The organism is Arcicella gelida (assembly GCF_034931025.1).
Taxonomy (GTDB): domain Bacteria; phylum Bacteroidota; class Bacteroidia; order Cytophagales; family Spirosomataceae; genus Arcicella; species Arcicella gelida.
The window spans coordinates 102,105-119,027 of the sequence record NZ_JAYGIL010000016.1 but is presented as its reverse complement, the minus strand read 5'-3'; the positions used below and the strand labels follow the sequence as shown (position 1 = coordinate 119,027).

Here is a 16,923-nt window from a genome sequence, read left to right as displayed (position 1 = left end):
TCGAAGAAAAATACAAATACAACCTTAAAAACTCTTTTATTTTAAGTTGTTTTTATAAATTCAAGAGAAAGATTGACAGTGAAAATTAAAATAAAATATACAAATAATTATATTTTACAAAATTGACCTCTTTAGTCTATCATAAAAACCTGTATCCTTAAAAGTAAACGTTTTATGAAGCGTGTAATTAGACATAAAACTAAAACCATTACCAATTAAATGACAAGTCAATTGATTGACATTGATTACTTTCTTTGAAAAAGGAATCAAATAATGAAAAATCTCGAAATAATGGTTTGAAATCCTGTAGGAAAATGTTGCGAAAAACCATGTTACTCCACCTGAAAAAGTTGCAACGATAAGATACTTTACCATTTCTCGGCGAGTCTGGCTTGTCTTACGAGCATTAAAGGCAAATAGTTTTGTTAAGATAAAGCCTACTACCAAAGAAATAAAGTACGAAGGAGTAATACTTGCTTCGTAACTAATAGTAAACCAAGATTGAAAAAGACTACTACAAACTAGTTGAATGATAACACCAGTACCAGCAACTAAAAAGTAAACAATTAAATCCTTTTTGTTAAGTAATTTTGAATTTGACAAGATTAAAAGATATTTTTAACTAAATCAGGAGCAAGTCCTAATAAAATAGTTAGCGTCGTTGTAAGAATTAAGATAAACTTATAAAGTGGTGATAACTCTATTTTTGCTACTTCTCCCTTTTTCATGTAAGCGGCAATAATTGGCTTAAAGTAATAATAAATACCGACAGTTGACATCAAGATGGCAATCACAAGAATCCATTTGAATAATGATGATGGATTTGAAAAGGCATCACTAAAGACAAAAAACTTTCCAAAGAAACCCGCTGTTAATGGAATCCCAGCAAGGGATAACATCGAAATTGTTAAAGAAAAAGCTAATAAAGGGTTGTTTTTAGATAATCCATTCAAGGCATCAAAACTTTCGTCTGCTTTACCATTTTTAGCTTGTGCTTCCGAAACTACCATTAATACAGCAAAAGCTGTGATTGTAGCAATAGCATAAGCTAATGAATAAAATAAAAGCGAAGAATTAGTTTCTGGTCTTTTCGCTAAAACTGTAATCAACAAATATCCAGCATGAGAAATACTAGAGTAAGCTAACATTCTTTTGAAGCTTTGTTGATAAACCGCAGTGATATTTCCAATGATTAAAGTCGCACAAACAATATACACCAATGGATTTCCCCATAAACCATAAACGGTAGGGAAAGAAATTGACAGAATACGATAAGTTGCCGCCACACCAGCCGTTTTCACAACAGTTGACATAAATGCAGTAAAGATACTTGGTGCTCCATCATAAACATCTGGCGTCCAGAAATGAAAAGGAGCTGCCGAGATTTTAAAGAGTAAACCAACCATTACCAAAACTACACCTGAATATAATAATGGGCCATAAGCACCGCCCATTTGTTCTTTCGCTTTCGCTACTCCTTGAGCAATCCCATGAATATCAAAAGAACCTGTTGCACCATATACCAATGCTACACCAAATAATAAAATTCCAGTAGCAAACGAACCCATTAAAAAGTACTTCAACGCTGCTTCGTTCGAACGTAAACTACGTTTATCTGAACCTGTAAGTACGTACATAGAAACAGAAAGTATTTCTAATCCTACAAAAAGCATAATCAGGTTCTCGAAAGTAACCATCATAATGGCTCCAACAGCAGAAAAAAGTAAAATGGCATAATATTCAGCAGGATGTGAGTGCTCATCATCATCACCAAAACTGCGAGAAATTGCTACCACCAACAATGTTGATAACAGAATAATCGTAACAAAATTGACAGAAAGATTATTGGTTTTTAGCATATTATTGAACCAATAATATTCATGATTCCAGTCTGCAAAATTTAATCCAAGAGCAATAAGGATAAAAACTAGCGTAGCTGGTAACAAGATTTTACGGTTGTTCAAAAACCCTAAAAACAGATTAGAAATCCCGAAGAGTGATAATGCTATAATTGCGTTCATGTTTCAAATTTGAAAACTTGAGAAATTGTGTTTCTGAAAAGTAAAAACTTTGCACAAACCCAACAATCAAATTATTTGATGATTGATAATAATTGGCTAACAGCTGGTTCAGTTAATTTTAAGAAAATATTCGGAGCAATTCCCAAAGCGATTACTAAAAACGAAAGCGGGAATAATACAGCTTTTTCATTGAATGTTAAATCTGCAAAGCCTTCTGTAATTTTAGAAGTAATACCAAACATTGATTTCTGAACCATTCTCAACATATATACCGCACCCAAAATGATGGTTAATCCTGCTACTGCTCCTATCCAAGCGTTGTATTCATAAACTCCTTTCAATAACAAAAATTCTCCTACAAAACCATTTGTAAGCGGTAAAGCCACCGAACCAAGCATTAAAATAATGAAGTAAACAGTAAGGTTTGGAGTAGTTTGAGTAATACCGCCTAAAAGTGATAATTCACGAGACTTTGCTCTTCTTTCAATAATTTCTACGATAAAGAATAAACCTACCACGTTGATACCATGTGCCAACATTTGAATCAATGAACCTTGAATACCTTCTAAATTTCTTGAGAAAATACCTGCTGACATCAATCCAACGTGAGCAAACGATGAATAAGCAATCAATCGTTTCATGTCTTTTTGCTGAATCGCAATCACAGAACCGTAAATAATCCCTATTACCGAAAGAATTATTGCTACAAATCCCCATTGATCTACCCCAAGTGGTACGATTGGCAAAATAAAACGAATCAAACCATAAACCCCCATTTTCAACATGATACCTGATAAAAGCATTGTTCCTGCTGTAGGTGCTTCCACATAAGTATCTGGTTGCCAAGTATGGAATGGGAATAGTGGCATTTTGATGGCAAATGCAATAAAAAATGCACCAAATAAGTAACTCTGAGTTGATAAATCTAAGGCTTTAGCGGCTTCGTAAATTGCATTTATATCAGCTGAATGTGTTCCTGGAGTCAATAAATACAAGTAAACCAATGCCAACAACATAAACAAAGAACCAAAAATGGTATAAACAAAGAACTTAAATGTTACTTTAATACGATTTTCGCCTCCCCAAATAGCTGCAATAAAATAAATTGGAATTAGTGCTGCTTCAAAGAAGAAGTAAAAAAGGAAAACATCTTTTGCTGTAAATACACCCACTAATGCTGCTTGCATAAATAAGATAAGTGCATACAAATTAGAAGCGTTTTTGTAATTATTTCCAAAAGTAGATAGAATAATAAAAGGCACCATCAATGTGGTAAGAAATACCAAAATCAAGCTGATTCCATCAACTCCTACAGAAAATTTTATTCCTGCTGAATGAATCCAATCATAGCTTAAACCAAATTGTGAAGTAGCGTCTGGCACAAATGACTTATACAAGTACGCCCCTAAAGCCAACTCAGCAAAAGCAAAGACTAAGGCAACAGTTTTAGCGGTTTCTCCCTTGATGGCTAATGTAATCAGCCCTGCAATGATGGGAAGAAGAATGAGAGAAAGTGTTAGCATATTTTTTTATCAATCGGATTTGTAATGAGCAAATCTTTCAATGTATTTATATTGTCTTTAATCTATCCCAAAAGGAAACTTTTCAAGCTCCAAACTAATATCGCTGCAATCGATAAAACCATTGCAAAAATATAATAACCCGTTGTTCCATTTTGAAGTAAACGAACTTCACTTGAAAGTGTTTTCACAAGTTTACCAACTCCTTCTACAATTAAATCAATTACAAGGAATTCAATTACGTCTCTGAAGAAATTAGAAAGTGCTGTGATTGGTTTTACAAAAAGAGTATCGTACAATTCGTCGATATAATATTTATTGTAAATTACTTTTTGCAAGCCTGTTTCCTCTCCTTCTGCTACTGGAACGGTTTTCTTCACTACATAAATAAAATATGCAACGCCCGCAGAAAGTAATGCTGCAACGACAGAAACAATCATTAATTTAATTTCAAGAGATTCATCTACGGCAACATGTTCGATTGCTGAATGTTCAAACAATGGTGCCATAAATTCTGCTAAACTAGCATGTCCACCAAAAATATGTGGAAAATTAAAGAATCCACCAATCGCAGAAAGTACTGCAAGAATCATTAATGGAGCTGTCATCGCAATTGGCGATTCGTGCAAATGATGCTTTTGTTTTTCCGTTCCTCTAAATTCTCCGAAGAAAGTAAGGAACAATAAACGAAACATATAGAATGATGTCATTATCGAACCTAAAACACCGAATGCCCACATCAATTTATTGTGTTCGAAAACATGTGCTAGAATTTCATCTTTCGAGAAGAAACCTGCAAATGGAGGAATACCTGAAATGGCAATCGTGGCGATTAAGAAAGTAATGAAAGTAATTGGCAATTTTTTACGAAGTCCGCCCATTGAACGAATATCTTGTTCATCAGACATCGCATGAATTACTGAACCTGCTCCTAAGAATAACAATGCTTTGAAGAAAGCGTGTGTCATTACATGGAAAAATGATGAAGAATAAGCCATTACTCCTAAGCCCATGAACATGTAGCCTAATTGAGAAACCGTAGAGTAAGCCAATACTTTTTTAATATCATTTTGGAAAAGACCAATTGAAGCCGCTAATAAAGCTGTTGCCAAACCTACCCAAGCTACAATATCAAGTGTTTCTGGTGCTAATGAATACATAATATTCGAGCGAATAATCATGTAAATACCTGCCGTAACCATCGTAGCAGCGTGAATCAAAGCTGAAACTGGTGTTGGACCAGCCATTGCATCTGGCAACCAAGTATATAATGGAATTTGGGCTGATTTACCCATTGCTCCAATAAACAGTAGAATCGTAATGTAGAATAAAGTTTTATCGCCAGAAGAATAACCACCTTCAGCAATTCTACTAAATACTTCTGAATATTCTACAGAACCAAAATGATTGATAATTAGAAAAATACCTAACAAAAAGCCCAAGTCACCAATACGGTTCATGATAAAAGCTTTACGAGCGGCATTTCCGTAATTACTATTTTTATTCCAGAAACCAATCAATAAATATGAACATAAACCTACGCCTTCCCAACCAATAAACATCACAACGTAGTTTGAACCCATTACCAATAAAAGCATGAAGAACAAAAACAGGTTTAAGAAAGCAAAAAACTTACCGAAACCTTCGTCGTGGCTCATGTAGCCAATAGAATAAATGTGAATCAAAGTTCCTACACCAGTAATAATCAAAAGCATTAATAATGACAATTGATCTAACTGAAATGACATCGAAATATTCAAAGTATCAACTGTTATCCAGTCGAATAAATGAACAATTTGCGGTTGACCATTAAAGCCTAAAAACAAGGTTAAAGCACAAGCAAAAGATGCAAATGCCGCCGCAGAGCTAATAATGCCAGCTAAAGATTTAGGAACATGACGAAAACCGATTCCATTGATAAGGAAGCCGATTAGGGGAAATAGTGGAATGAGTGTAATTAGAGACATAATTCTAATTTGAAAGTTTTCTAAGTTGAAGATGATAATGTTTTAAATTGGAAGATTACCATTTCAATTTATTCAACAAACCAACATCAATTGTCTGGATATTTCTGTAAATCATCACAATAATGGCTAGCCCTACTGCTACTTCTGCTGCTGCTACTGCCATGATAAAAAACACAAAGATTTGCCCAGCGGGGTCAGCTTTGTAAGAAGAAAATGCAACCAGTAATAAATTTACTGAATTGAGCATTAGTTCAACTGACATGAAGATGATGATTGCATTGCGGCGTGTTAATACGCCAATAATTCCGATACAAAATAATGCTGCACTGAACCAAACATAATAGTTCAAGGGTATTTCTCGGATGACATCAGGTATTTGTTGCATGAGTATTGCGTTTCTGCTTGAGAACTTATTAAAACGAAACTTGTTTTGCTAAATCAAAAAGACCTATTTGTTTATTTACAGACAAAGTAATAATGAAAACTTATCAGCAAAATTAAGGAAAAACTGATAAAAGCATAAAAACATAAGACAAAAGTGTAGGTTTATTCTGACCTGACCTTTGTCTTATGCTAATTTACTTGTTATTGAAAGCCCTAAGCTTTATTTCTGTGAGTTTTCTTTTGGTATCCATCGGGAAATCGCCCTTCATCATCCAATCATAATAAGAAGGTTCTTCTTTTAATACTTGAACAACTGGCTTGCCTGCATGCTTACCAAAATTGATTACTTCGATTCCTTCTTTATTAAATGCCATTCTTTGAGCAAAGTCAACCAATTTAGACGCTGTGATTTCATGCAAAGCATCCATATCATTTTTTACAGGCTCAAATTCTACGCCATTGCTGTCTTTAATTTTCACGCCTTCATAATACTTCACTTGTTCGTTCAGTACTTCTAAAGTAGCAATCGTATCTGCTTCTGCCGAATGGGCATCAATTAATTCTTTCTTGCAATAAAACTTATAGGCCGCCGACAAAGTACGAGGTTCCATCAAATGGAAAATACGTTGTGCATCAATTAATCGACGATTCTTAATATCAAAATCTACTTCGTTTCTTAAAAACTCCTCAACTAAAATAGGAACATCAAAACGATTAGAATTAAAACCTGCCAAGTCGCAACCTTCTAAAAACTGAGCCATCGACTTAGCTATTTGTCTGAAAGTGGGTTCATTGGCAACATCTTCATCATAAATTCCATGCACAAGTGACGATTCGAGTGGAATCGGCATTTCGGGATTTACACGACGGGTTTTTACTGTCACAGTGCCGTCAATATTAGCTTTGGCAATACTGATTTCGACAATGCGATCTTTGACAACATTTACACCTGTCGTTTCTAAATCAAAAACGGCAAGTGGTTTACGGAGTTTGAGCTGATGGTTGAGCATATAATATAGACTAATATAGACCTCGTTTAGAGGTTTTGCAAAGTTAGCCAAAATAAATCTGAAACGAGTGAGACTTTAAATTCTTCTTTCTATTTTTGACAATTCATAACATTTCTAACATGGAGTGCGTTACTCTCAAAGAGAAACTATCAATTATTAAATGAAACTTACACAATTCGTACAAGCTCTCAACGAAGAATTTTCCCAGCAAACTTACGGTGAACATCCCGAAGAATTATATGAACCCATCCGCTATTTAATGTCTTTGGGTGGTAAAAGGATGAGACCATTAATGACTTTAATGGCAACAGCCTTATTTACAGACGATTGGCAAAAAGCAATTAAACCAGCTACAGCGGTAGAAGTTTTCCATAATTTTACTTTAATGCACGATGACATCATGGACAAAGCACCATTGCGTCGTGGCAAACCGACAGTTCATGCCAAATGGAATGATAATACTGCCATTCTTTCGGGCGATGTAATGCTTGTACAAGCTTACGAATTATTGATGTTTGTAGAAGATGCTAAATTTAAAAAAGCTTTAAAAAGATTTAATCGTACTGCCGCAGAAGTTTGCGAAGGACAACAATTGGATATGAATTTCGAAAATCGTGAAAACGTTAGCGAAGAAGAATATCTAGAAATGATTAAATTAAAAACCTCTGTACTCTTGGGCTATGCCTTAGAATTAGGCGGAATTATTGGTGGAGCAAGCGAAAAGTCTTGTGATTTACTTTATAATATTGGCTTAAATATTGGTTTGGGCTTTCAATTAAAAGATGATTTATTAGATGTTTACGGAGATCCTGAGAAATTTGGGAAACAAGTAGGTGGCGATATTATTTCGAATAAAAAAACTTTTATGTTGATAGAAGCTTTGGAAAAAGCCGATGGCGAAACCAAAGTAGCTTTAGATAAATGGCTTTCTTTGAAAGAGTTTGACGCTACCGAAAAAGTAAAAGCCGTAACAGCTATTTATGATTCTTTGGGTATTCGTCAGGTAGCGACAATAAAAATTAATACTTACTTCGATAAAGCTTTTGAAGCATTAGATTCACTAAAAGTTGATGAAGATAGAAAGCTTATGCTACGAACATTTGCTGAAACTTTGATTGATAGAGAGGTTTAACGTAAATTTGTAATGAAAGATACTGGCAGTCGAACCAATTGTTTCGACTGCTTTTGTTTTATAAAATTGAGGATTTGTCATTTCTTTCAAATTCTTTTCCACAGATATTCTAAAAAAATAATATGTCATTAACACTAATCTTAATTGTCCTTACTGTGGCTCTAAGCTTTTATGCTTGGAACAATCCAAATATTATGAATAAATGGATTATGAATCCCTATTCCGTTTATCGCTACAAAGAGTATTTTCGTTTTTTAACTGCTGGTTTTATTCATGCAGATTACGGACATTTACTCTTTAATATGTTAAGTTTATATTTCTTTGGAGACGTATTAGAATTTTATTTCACTCAGGTTTTTGGCGAAAGTACAGGTATTATTTTTTATGCTGTTTTATACTTGGGTGGAATAATTGCTGGAGGTATTCCAGGGTTTATGGATAATAAAAACAATTCTTATTATAATGCCTTAGGTGCATCAGGTGGCGTTTCAGCAGTAGTGTTCTCGGCTATTCTATTCGACCCTCTTTCTAAAATCTATATATACTTTGCTATTGGTATTCCAGGTTTTATTTATGCCATTTTGTATTCGGCGTACTCTTATTATATGTCGAAACGAAATTTAGATAATATTGGGCATGCTGCTCACCTTTATGGAGCTGCTTTTGGTATTGCTTTTACATTACTCTTAAAACCTTCGTTATTTTCGCACTTTATTAGCCAAATTCTGGGTTGGGCTCTTTAATTTTATATCATTAATCCAATCAAATAAAAGACAATTAATCCCATCTAAAATTTCTTACTGATAATTTTAAGAGTAAGTATTGGGAAATAAAATTAGACTTTATCAATAATCTAATTTAAGAATCGTCTGATAATAAGACTCATAGCTTACAGCTAATTGCTCGAGGCTAATATCATTTATGCAAAAAAGGAAAATTGCCATTTTAGGCTCAACTGGTTCAATCGGAACACAAGCCTTAGAAGTAATAAAAGCCAACGAAGACATCTTCGAAGTAGAAGTATTAACAGCCCAAAACAACGCAGATTTATTAATTGAACAAAGTTTAGCGTTCAAGCCCAACTGTGTGGTAATTGGTAATGACGATTTATACGATAAAGTACATTCAGCATTAGATTCGGCAGGAATCAAGGTTTACGCTGGTGCAAAAGCCTTAGAATCTGTGGTACAAATGGATTCTATTGACATAGTTCTTACTTCGATGGTTGGTTACGCAGGTTTATTGCCTACTATCAAAGCCATTGAAGCAGGCAAACATATTGCACTTGCCAATAAAGAAACTTTAGTTGTTGCTGGAGAATTAATCACAAAATTGGCAGCTGAGAAAGGAGTAAACATTTACCCTGTTGACTCTGAACATTCTGCTATTTTTCAATGCTTGGTTGGCGAATTTCATAATCCAATCGAAAAAATAATTTTAACTGCATCAGGCGGTCCTTTCAGAGGGAAAAAACGTGAAGATTTGGAAAAAGTAACCAAAGCACAAGCCTTGAAACACCCAAATTGGGTAATGGGTGCAAAAATCACGATTGATTCTGCCAGTTTGATGAACAAAGGCTTGGAAGTAATTGAAGCAAAATGGTTATTTGGTCTGAAAGCTTCACAAATTGAAGTAATCGTTCATCCGCAATCAATCATTCATTCTTTGGTTCAGTTTGAAGATGGTTCTATGAAAGCACAAATGGGCTTACCTGATATGAAATTGCCTATTCAATTTGCTTTAGGTTTTCCGAACAGAATAAAATCAGATTTTCCACGTTTCGACTTCACAAAATATCCTTCTCTCACATTTGAACAACCTGATACGAAAACATTTCGTAACTTGCAATTAGCTTTCGAAGCAATGGACAAAGGTGGAAATCTTCCTTGTATCATGAATGCAGCGAATGAAATTGCCGTTGAAGCCTTTTTACAAGATAAAATTGGTTTTCTAGAGATGTCTGACCTCATCGAAAATTGTATGAGTAAAGTTGATTTTATTCAAAAGCCAAGTATTGATGATTATATTCAGACAGACCAAGCAACAAGAAGACTAGCCCAAACGCTAGTTTAATATTAATATTTAATCAGTAAAAAAATCTTAGAACACAAATCGTAAAGCTTTAATTTTACGAGATAACACTTAACAAATGGACGGTTTAGTTATGGCAGGACAGTTAATTTTAGGACTGTCAATTTTAGTAAGTTTACATGAATTTGGGCATTATATTACCGCAAAATGGTTTAAAATGCGTGTTGATAAATTCTATCTTTTCTTCGACTTTTTGTTTCCAGTACCTACTGTTTTAAACTTTGCTTTATTCAAAAAGAAAATCGGTGATACAGAATATGGTTTAGGTTGGTTTCCGTTAGGTGGCTATGTTTCGATAGCAGGGATGATTGATGAAACTCAAGATGCCTCTAAATTATCTGCTGTTCCTGAACCTTGGGAATTCCGAGGGAAACCAGCTTGGCAACGTTTAATCGTAATGCTCGGTGGAATTATTGTCAACGTAATTTTAGGAATTGCTATTTACTTCGGTATCAATTATAAAACTGGAAATAATTATATCGCTAAAGACGAATTAAATAAAAACGGTATTTATGCAGGAAGGTTGGCTCAAGAAGTTGGCTTCAGAACTGGCGATAAAGTATTGAAAGTAAACGGTAAAGACTTCAAAGAATATGGCGAAATCGGCGGTGCAATTCTCGACGACAATGTTTCTTATACTGTAGAACGTGCTGGAAAAACTATTGAAGTAGTTATTCCTTCTGACTTCTTGAATAAATTATCGGATGAAAAAGATCAATTTATTCAACCATTATTTCCATTTAAAATCGCCCAAGTAACAGAACCTAAAAAGCCTTCTTTGCTAAGTAAACTTTTTGGAAAATCTGAGCCAGAAGACTTACCTGCCTTTAAAGCAGGTTTAAAATCGGGTGATAAAATAGTGACTATGAATGGACAGCCAGTTGTTTATTATCAATTATTGAAAGATAGTTTAACAAAATATGCTGGCAAAAATGTTGCTTTTGGTATTGAAAGACAAGGAAAAATAGATACCATTAACATGACTGTCAGCCCAATAGGCACGCTAGGTTTTATGACAGAACGTTTAATCAAACTCTCGCATGAAGATTATACCATTGGTCAAGCCTTTGTAATGGGTGCAACTGATGCTTTTGATGTTGTAGTAAAGAATGTTAAAGGTTTCAAAAAGATTTTTGCAGGTGATGTTCGTGCTGATAAAGCTTTGAGTGGACCTTTTGAAATTGCAGCAATGTACGGTGCCCACTGGGACTGGTTAAATTTCTGGTCATTAACAGGTTTACTTTCAATGGCTTTAGCATTTATGAATTTATTGCCAATTCCTGCACTTGACGGTGGTCATGCTTTGTTTTTATTGTATGAAATCATCACTGGTCGCCCGCCATCGGAAAAAGTATTAGAAAGAGCCCAACAAGTTGGTACTGTAATCTTGTTAGCCTTAATGGTTTTTGTGTTAGGAAATGGAGCATTCAAAGCATTTTTTAAATAAATGACGGCTATCAAAAATAACAACATTTTCAAACCTGTCAAGATGAGCAATCTTGGCAGGTTTTTACTTTTAGGAATTATCATTCTTTCAAGTAGTTTCAAGCTAAGTAATAATGCTTTTCACGCATTTCATACTAGCCTTACCGAAATGCGTTACAATGCTAAAAGTAAAGGATTTGAAGTGAGTCTAAGAGTATTTACAGATGATTTGGAAAAAGTGCTTTCGCACGATAATCAGAACAAGAAAATCGTTATCGAAAACAACGATAAAAACGATGCTTTGGTAGAACAGTACGTGAAAAAACACTTTATGTTGGTTAATTCAAAGAATCAACTCAAAGCAATTCAATACATCGGAAAAGAAAAAGAAGGAGATGCCACTTGGATTTACTTAGAATTACCCATAAATGAAGCTATTTCTGGATTAAAATTAAAAAATGATGTACTCATTGATATGTTTGAAGACCAAACTAATATTGTAAATGTCTTTGTAAAGGAAGAAAAGACGTCTTTTATTTTCAATGCAAAAACAAAAATTTTCTCTATCAATTTTGAATGATTTTTGTAGAACGAGTTTCCAACTCGTCATTTTTTCTATCTAATATCAACAGTAAATCTCTTTTTATTTCCGTCCACGGCTGGTTAAGATTCAATGTTTCTACCCTGATTCGATGTTCCTCATAAGTATAAGTGAGGCTCAAACTTTTCTGGACAGTTGGGTACAACAAAATTCCTTCCGCTTGTTGATTAGGTTGATTTTTCAAGTACGCAAACATTTGGTATAAGTTCCGAGAATGTATTTTCTCGGAATCATAAAAATGCTGAAGTGTTTCAGCATAATACTTTGCATCAATAATAATCTTCCGATTTGAAGGCAATTTGATTGAAATATCTGTTTGCATTTTGGGTAAAAACTGCATCTGTTCTCCCGTAAATTGCCAATGTAAATCTTCTCGAAAAACCTTTGCTTCTGGCACTTCTATTTTATAAAAATTACGGATAAATTCTTCAAAAAGTCTAGCCATTTGACGTTCATCTCGCAGGAAATCTTTGAATTTTACTTCACCCGTTTTTTCATGAATGGATAGATTTTGGTACAATAATTCACAAATATTCAATAGGAAAAGATAATAAAAATTATTCCGATGAATCTGAATATTGGAAAAAGTATCGTTTCTAATTTCAATTACATCAATAGCTATTAATTGATACAAAACCGACTGAATATCTCTTTTTAGTTTTCTATCAAGCGTTGGCAGTTTTACAACATTTTGTAACGAAGTTTTTAAGATTTGATTAGGTAAAATATTGACTGAAAGTTCATCAAACTCGCACATTGCCAAACCTTGCTGAAAAAGGTTTTTACGAAATGAATAATTAAAATCTACTCTTCCTTTAATGCCTTGATAGTGGTTTTGTTCAGCAATATACTGTTTTTCCAAGCCACGATTTATCAACACTTTCATTCCTTTTAAAAGTACTTTGGCTAATAAATTAGGCAAATCGGGTACTTCAAGCGTAGAAACATTTATCAACTCTTTTTCCTCCAGCCGATTCCAAGCGTAGCAGAGTAAATAATATATGTTTTCGAGAGGAATCATTTGAGTGTGGAGTTTTGAATGTGGAGTGAGGAGTGTTTTTTATTCTTAATTTCTAAAGCCTACAACTTACAGCCTAAAGTTAAATATCCAGTAATTTCTTCACTTCAGTTTTAACTTTCTCCTCATTATCAAACCAATATTCTTCTAAAAGTGGAGCGATTTCTAGGTTTACAATTCGGCGATACCATTTTCGAGTATCTTCTTCGTTAGCAAAAGTTGAAAAATAACTGTGTCCAATCTGAAAACCTTTTTGCAGGTTTTTATCATTCGAAATCACTTGATTTAGCTGAGTAATTGCTTTACTGAGTCTTTCTGCAAAGCCCATCTCCACTCCTTTTTGAACCAAATACGTGATAAACTTTTGGTTGAAAAGTGGTTCTAGAGTAATAAAAGCAAAACGGCGGCGTAAAGCATAATCAATCATTGCCAAAGAACGATCAGCCGTATTCATCGTGCCAATGATGTACAAATTTTCAGGCACATAAAAAGGCTCAGAATCTTTATCGCCATAAGTTAAAGGCATTTCGTTTACTCTTCCACGCTTGTCAGACTCAATCAGGAGTAATAATTCACCAAAAATTTTACTTAAATTTCCACGGTTTATTTCATCAATAATGAAGAAATGGTCGATGCCAGCATTACGTTGTGCTTGGCGACAAAACTCATAAAATACACCATTTTTTAGTTTAAAACCGCCATCACCATCTGGTCGTAAACCTTGAATAAAATCTTCATAAGAGTATGATTGATGAAACTGAACCATTTTTATCCGAGAATCATCTTGCGTTCCGACCAAAGTATAAGCCAAACGCTTGGCAATAAAAGTTTTACCCACGCCTGGAGGACCTTGAAGTATGATATTTTTCTTGTATTTCAGTGTTTCAAGTATTTCCTCAAACTGCTCTTCGTCCATAAATAAATCGACTAAAGCATCTTTTTTTTCATAAGGAATCAATACATCTTCACTAATCATTGCTTCTTTCTGAGCATCAATCATGGCTTGAATCGCTTCAAATTCATCTTCCGTAATTTTGAATAAACTTCCTTGATTATTCTTTAATACTTCTGAATCTTTAAAAAATTGAATTGACTTTAGCTCAACCCAATCAATGGGTTCAGGAACTTTCTCCTTCATTTTAAAGGAAATAATTTCGCCGAGATAAGGGTCGAAATGAAGTGCTTCTGTAATTTCAAAAATAGCTTTTACTTGTTTTACTGGTGTAGATTCATAACCAATTACCAAGTCACCTTTTTTTACCGCTTCAAAATACTTATAAATTCTACGTTTATGGTCAAATTCATTGTGGGAAGTATATGCCTGTACTTGTTCAAGTTTGAACGAGTCTATCGACCAAATACGTGGATTAACATTTAACCACCAATAATTTCTAGCGTTTTTTTGAGGCATTTCAGAATAATATTTATACAAATATAGGCAAAAAAAACAGCCTGAAATCAAGAAGAAATCAGGCTGTTTTTACAAGTAACGATTGTTTATCCATTTAATTCGATTGGTTCGCTATGGTCGTTCAGAAATTTAAAATCTGTAATTCCAAAGGAAGTATCTTGAATTAAATTCACCCATGTTTTATATTTAAAGAACCACTTCATACGAATTGAAGGGAAACCTTTTGTAAAATATGCGTGTAAAAATGGATGTAATAAAATTGTTGGTTTCTTTTCGTTTTGCTTCTCAAGAATGTGTTCAAGATGATGCTCGATAATATCCGAAATAGCAATACTTGCTGTAATTTTACCTGTTCCGCCACATGTTGGGCAGTTTTCTGCCGTAACTACATTCATCTCAGGACGAACCCGTTGACGAGTAATTTGCATTAAACCAAACTTCGTCAAAGGCAAAATGGTATATTTCGAACGGTCGGTTTTCATTTCTTCTTTCATGATATCCTGAATCAATTTCTTGTTTTCAGGTCTTTTCATATCAATAAAGTCAATGACAATAATTCCGCCCATATCTCGCAGTCTTAACTGGCGAGCAATCTCTTTAGCAGCTTCACGGTTTACACTCAGCGCCGTCGCTTCTTGACCATCCTCATTGTTAGATTTATTACCAGAGTTTACATCAATTACGTGTAAAGCTTCTGTATGTTCCACAATTAAATAACCACCTTGCGGTAAACTTACTGAGCGACCAAACAACATTTTCAGTTGTTTTTCAATCCCTAATTGTTCAAAAACTTTGTTTTTGCCTTGATGAAGTTTCACAATTTTTTCCTTTTCAGGAGCAATATTCGAAACATAATTGCGAGCTTCTTGAAACAATTCGGGTGTATCAACAACAACGCTATCAAAATTTTCATTTAACAAATCACGCAACATTGATGTCGCACGACTCATCTCACCGATTATTTTGTCACGTGGTTTTGCACTTTTCAGTGCTTTCATACCAGCATCCCATTTAGCGATGGATTCACGGAGGTCTTTATCCAATTCCTCTACTTCTTTTCCTTCGGCTACTGTTCTTACAATCACTCCAAAATTCGCAGGCTTAATAGAAGACATCAAACGTTGTAAACGCTGGCGTTCAGCTTTTGCGGTAATTTTTTTGGAGATATTCACCCCATTCGAAAAAGGAACTAAAACTGTGTAACGTCCTGCAATAGAAATATCGCAAGATAAACGAGGACCTTTTGTCGAGATAGGTTCCTTTACAACTTGCACTAAAATCGGCGTATTTTTACTTAATACTTTATCAATTTTATCGTGCTTGTCAATTTCAGGTTCTAGCTTAAAGTTATCTAATCGTCCAGACTGTAATCTTTCAGCGATAACCTCTTTCGTAAATTTGTTGAGGGAGTTGACATTCGGGCCTAAATCATGATAATGCAGAAAGGCATCTTTCTCATAACCGATATCAATAAAGGCAGCGTTCAATCCCGTTACCATCTTCTTGACCGTCCCGAGATAAATATCTCCGACTGAAAAGTGTGGTTCAGACTCCTCTAAGTGGTATTCCACAATACGCTTGTCTTGCAACAAAGCTATGCGGTCACCTTTGGGAGTCGAATTGATAATTAATTCATTACTCACAGGTGATTAAAGCATTTAGAAATGAAAGAGATATGAAGGACGTCGTAGTTAGTGAGTATGCTTTTGAGTTAAGTCTTTAAAATTTAGAAAATTACAGATATGTGCGAGCCTAGAAAAAAAGGAAAAAATCGATTTTTTATTAGGGGAATCATCGTTTGAAAGCGATAATTATTAAATAAAATCTGTCTGTAATTTAATTTTTTAAGTTGACTTTAATGTGGGTGAATATCTTGGTTAAGCAAATGATTTTATAAATAATCTCGTTAAATTTCATTTATTAACAATTAAAACACCAAGTATTAATACTCAGTGAATTTCTTCAAAATCAATACATATCCCCTAGACGTCATGACCAATAATTACATAAAAAACTGAGAATGAAACCTTTATGTAATTAAACTTTTCTTTCAAGCAAACAATCTCACAAAAACAACAAAAACAGGCAAATTCCACAAAGGAGATTCTGCCTGTTTTTTGGGTACCAAGGCGAAAGGAAAAAAGAGTCGTAATAAATATTTACTTTGCCCATTCCTTATTGCCTTAACTACTTCTTCTTATGTCTACTTTTTCTAAGACGCTTCTTTCTTTTGTGCGTTGAGATCTTATGTCTCTTTCTTTTTTTTCCGCAAGGCATGATTATAAAAGGATTTAAATGTTAAAAATATGTTTAATTTTTTTGTATTTCTGATGCTAAAGAAGC

14 protein-coding genes are annotated in these 16,923 nt (G+C 34.2%); 5 read left to right on the top strand and 9 right to left on the bottom strand.

All coding sequences use genetic code 11. From position 1 onward, the window contains the following. Positions 1-114 precede the first annotated feature (114 nt). The 6 genes from VB776_RS14210 to VB776_RS14185 all read right to left on the bottom strand — a co-directional run bounded on the left by VB776_RS14210 (position 115) and on the right by VB776_RS14185 (position 6,902). Positions 115-603, bottom strand: a complete 489-nt coding sequence (locus VB776_RS14210) for a GtrA family protein (RefSeq protein ID WP_323697375.1) — start codon at positions 601-603, stop codon at positions 115-117. 2 nt (positions 604-605) lie between these two features. After that, on the bottom strand, positions 606-2,021 hold the full coding sequence (locus VB776_RS14205) for an NADH-quinone oxidoreductase subunit N (protein ID WP_323697374.1): 1,416 nt from the start codon (positions 2,019-2,021) through the stop codon (positions 606-608). Between the two features lie 71 nt (positions 2,022-2,092). Beyond that, on the bottom strand, positions 2,093-3,544 hold the full coding sequence (locus VB776_RS14200; RefSeq protein WP_323697373.1) for a complex I subunit 4 family protein: 1,452 nt from the start codon (positions 3,542-3,544) through the stop codon (positions 2,093-2,095). Positions 3,545-3,606: 62 nt separating this feature from the next. Continuing rightward, the gene (nuoL, locus tag VB776_RS14195) at positions 3,607-5,508 is read right to left on the bottom strand and encodes an NADH-quinone oxidoreductase subunit L (protein ID WP_323697372.1); all 1,902 of its coding nucleotides are present in this window, start codon (positions 5,506-5,508) and stop codon (positions 3,607-3,609) included. A gap of 55 nt (positions 5,509-5,563) precedes the next feature. Continuing rightward, the gene (nuoK, locus tag VB776_RS14190) at positions 5,564-5,893 is read right to left on the bottom strand and encodes an NADH-quinone oxidoreductase subunit NuoK (protein ID WP_184137192.1); all 330 of its coding nucleotides are present in this window, start codon (positions 5,891-5,893) and stop codon (positions 5,564-5,566) included. A gap of 193 nt (positions 5,894-6,086) precedes the next feature. Beyond that, positions 6,087-6,902 (bottom strand): exonuclease domain-containing protein, encoded by an 816-nt coding sequence (locus VB776_RS14185; protein WP_323258640.1) that lies wholly within the window; start codon positions 6,900-6,902, stop codon positions 6,087-6,089. Positions 6,903-7,062: 160 nt separating this feature from the next. Here VB776_RS14185 and VB776_RS14180 point away from each other — a divergent pair, with 160 nt between their 5' ends. The 5 genes from VB776_RS14180 (at position 7,063) to VB776_RS14160 (ending at position 12,130) form a co-directional block, all read left to right on the top strand. Then, complete coding sequence (locus VB776_RS14180; RefSeq protein ID WP_323697371.1) at positions 7,063-8,034, top strand: polyprenyl synthetase family protein; 972 nt, start codon at positions 7,063-7,065, stop codon at positions 8,032-8,034. Between the two features lie 122 nt (positions 8,035-8,156). After that, on the top strand, positions 8,157-8,777 hold the full coding sequence (locus VB776_RS14175) for a rhomboid family intramembrane serine protease (protein WP_323697370.1): 621 nt from the start codon (positions 8,157-8,159) through the stop codon (positions 8,775-8,777). 178 nt (positions 8,778-8,955) lie between these two features. Beyond that, on the top strand, positions 8,956-10,107 hold the full coding sequence (locus tag VB776_RS14170) for a 1-deoxy-D-xylulose-5-phosphate reductoisomerase (RefSeq protein ID WP_323697369.1): 1,152 nt from the start codon (positions 8,956-8,958) through the stop codon (positions 10,105-10,107). A gap of 76 nt (positions 10,108-10,183) precedes the next feature. Next, complete coding sequence (gene rseP / locus VB776_RS14165) at positions 10,184-11,572, top strand: RIP metalloprotease RseP (RefSeq protein ID WP_323697368.1); 1,389 nt, start codon at positions 10,184-10,186, stop codon at positions 11,570-11,572. Continuing rightward, the gene (locus VB776_RS14160; RefSeq protein WP_323697367.1) at positions 11,573-12,130 is read left to right on the top strand and encodes a DUF6702 family protein; all 558 of its coding nucleotides are present in this window, start codon (positions 11,573-11,575) and stop codon (positions 12,128-12,130) included. Here VB776_RS14160 and VB776_RS14155 read toward each other — a convergent pair. The 3 genes from VB776_RS14155 to VB776_RS14145 all read right to left on the bottom strand — a co-directional run bounded on the left by VB776_RS14155 (position 12,117) and on the right by VB776_RS14145 (position 16,223). Continuing rightward, a complete protein-coding gene (locus VB776_RS14155) occupies positions 12,117-13,172 on the bottom strand; it encodes a 5-methylcytosine restriction system specificity protein McrC (RefSeq protein ID WP_323697366.1) in 1,056 nt (351 codons plus the stop codon). The genes VB776_RS14160 and VB776_RS14155 overlap by 14 nt on opposite strands. A gap of 79 nt (positions 13,173-13,251) precedes the next feature. Continuing rightward, on the bottom strand, positions 13,252-14,580 hold the full coding sequence (locus VB776_RS14150; RefSeq protein WP_323697365.1) for an AAA family ATPase: 1,329 nt from the start codon (positions 14,578-14,580) through the stop codon (positions 13,252-13,254). An 86-nt stretch (positions 14,581-14,666) separates the two neighbouring features. Beyond that, positions 14,667-16,223 (bottom strand): Rne/Rng family ribonuclease, encoded by a 1,557-nt coding sequence (locus tag VB776_RS14145; RefSeq protein ID WP_184135077.1) that lies wholly within the window; start codon positions 16,221-16,223, stop codon positions 14,667-14,669. Positions 16,224-16,923: the final 700 nt, after the last annotated feature.

Coding starts and splice junctions, on each gene's coding strand:
- VB776_RS14205 (WP_323697374.1), bottom strand. CDS start 2,021: ATGAACGCAATTATAGCATTATCACTCTTCGGGATTTCTAATCTGTTT.
- VB776_RS14200 (WP_323697373.1), bottom strand. CDS start 3,544: ATGCTAACACTTTCTCTCATTCTTCTTCCCATCATTGCAGGGCTGATT.
- nuoL (WP_323697372.1), bottom strand. CDS start 5,508: ATGTCTCTAATTACACTCATTCCACTATTTCCCCTAATCGGCTTCCTT.
- nuoK (WP_184137192.1), bottom strand. CDS start 5,893: ATGCAACAAATACCTGATGTCATCCGAGAAATACCCTTGAACTATTAT.
- VB776_RS14185 (WP_323258640.1), bottom strand. CDS start 6,902: ATGCTCAACCATCAGCTCAAACTCCGTAAACCACTTGCCGTTTTTGAT.
- VB776_RS14180 (WP_323697371.1), top strand. CDS start 7,063: ATGAAACTTACACAATTCGTACAAGCTCTCAACGAAGAATTTTCCCAG.
- VB776_RS14175 (WP_323697370.1), top strand. CDS start 8,157: ATGTCATTAACACTAATCTTAATTGTCCTTACTGTGGCTCTAAGCTTT.
- VB776_RS14170 (WP_323697369.1), top strand. CDS start 8,956: ATGCAAAAAAGGAAAATTGCCATTTTAGGCTCAACTGGTTCAATCGGA.
- rseP (WP_323697368.1), top strand. CDS start 10,184: ATGGACGGTTTAGTTATGGCAGGACAGTTAATTTTAGGACTGTCAATT.
- VB776_RS14160 (WP_323697367.1), top strand. CDS start 11,573: ATGACGGCTATCAAAAATAACAACATTTTCAAACCTGTCAAGATGAGC.
- VB776_RS14155 (WP_323697366.1), bottom strand. CDS start 13,172: ATGATTCCTCTCGAAAACATATATTATTTACTCTGCTACGCTTGGAAT.
- VB776_RS14150 (WP_323697365.1), bottom strand. CDS start 14,580: ATGCCTCAAAAAAACGCTAGAAATTATTGGTGGTTAAATGTTAATCCA.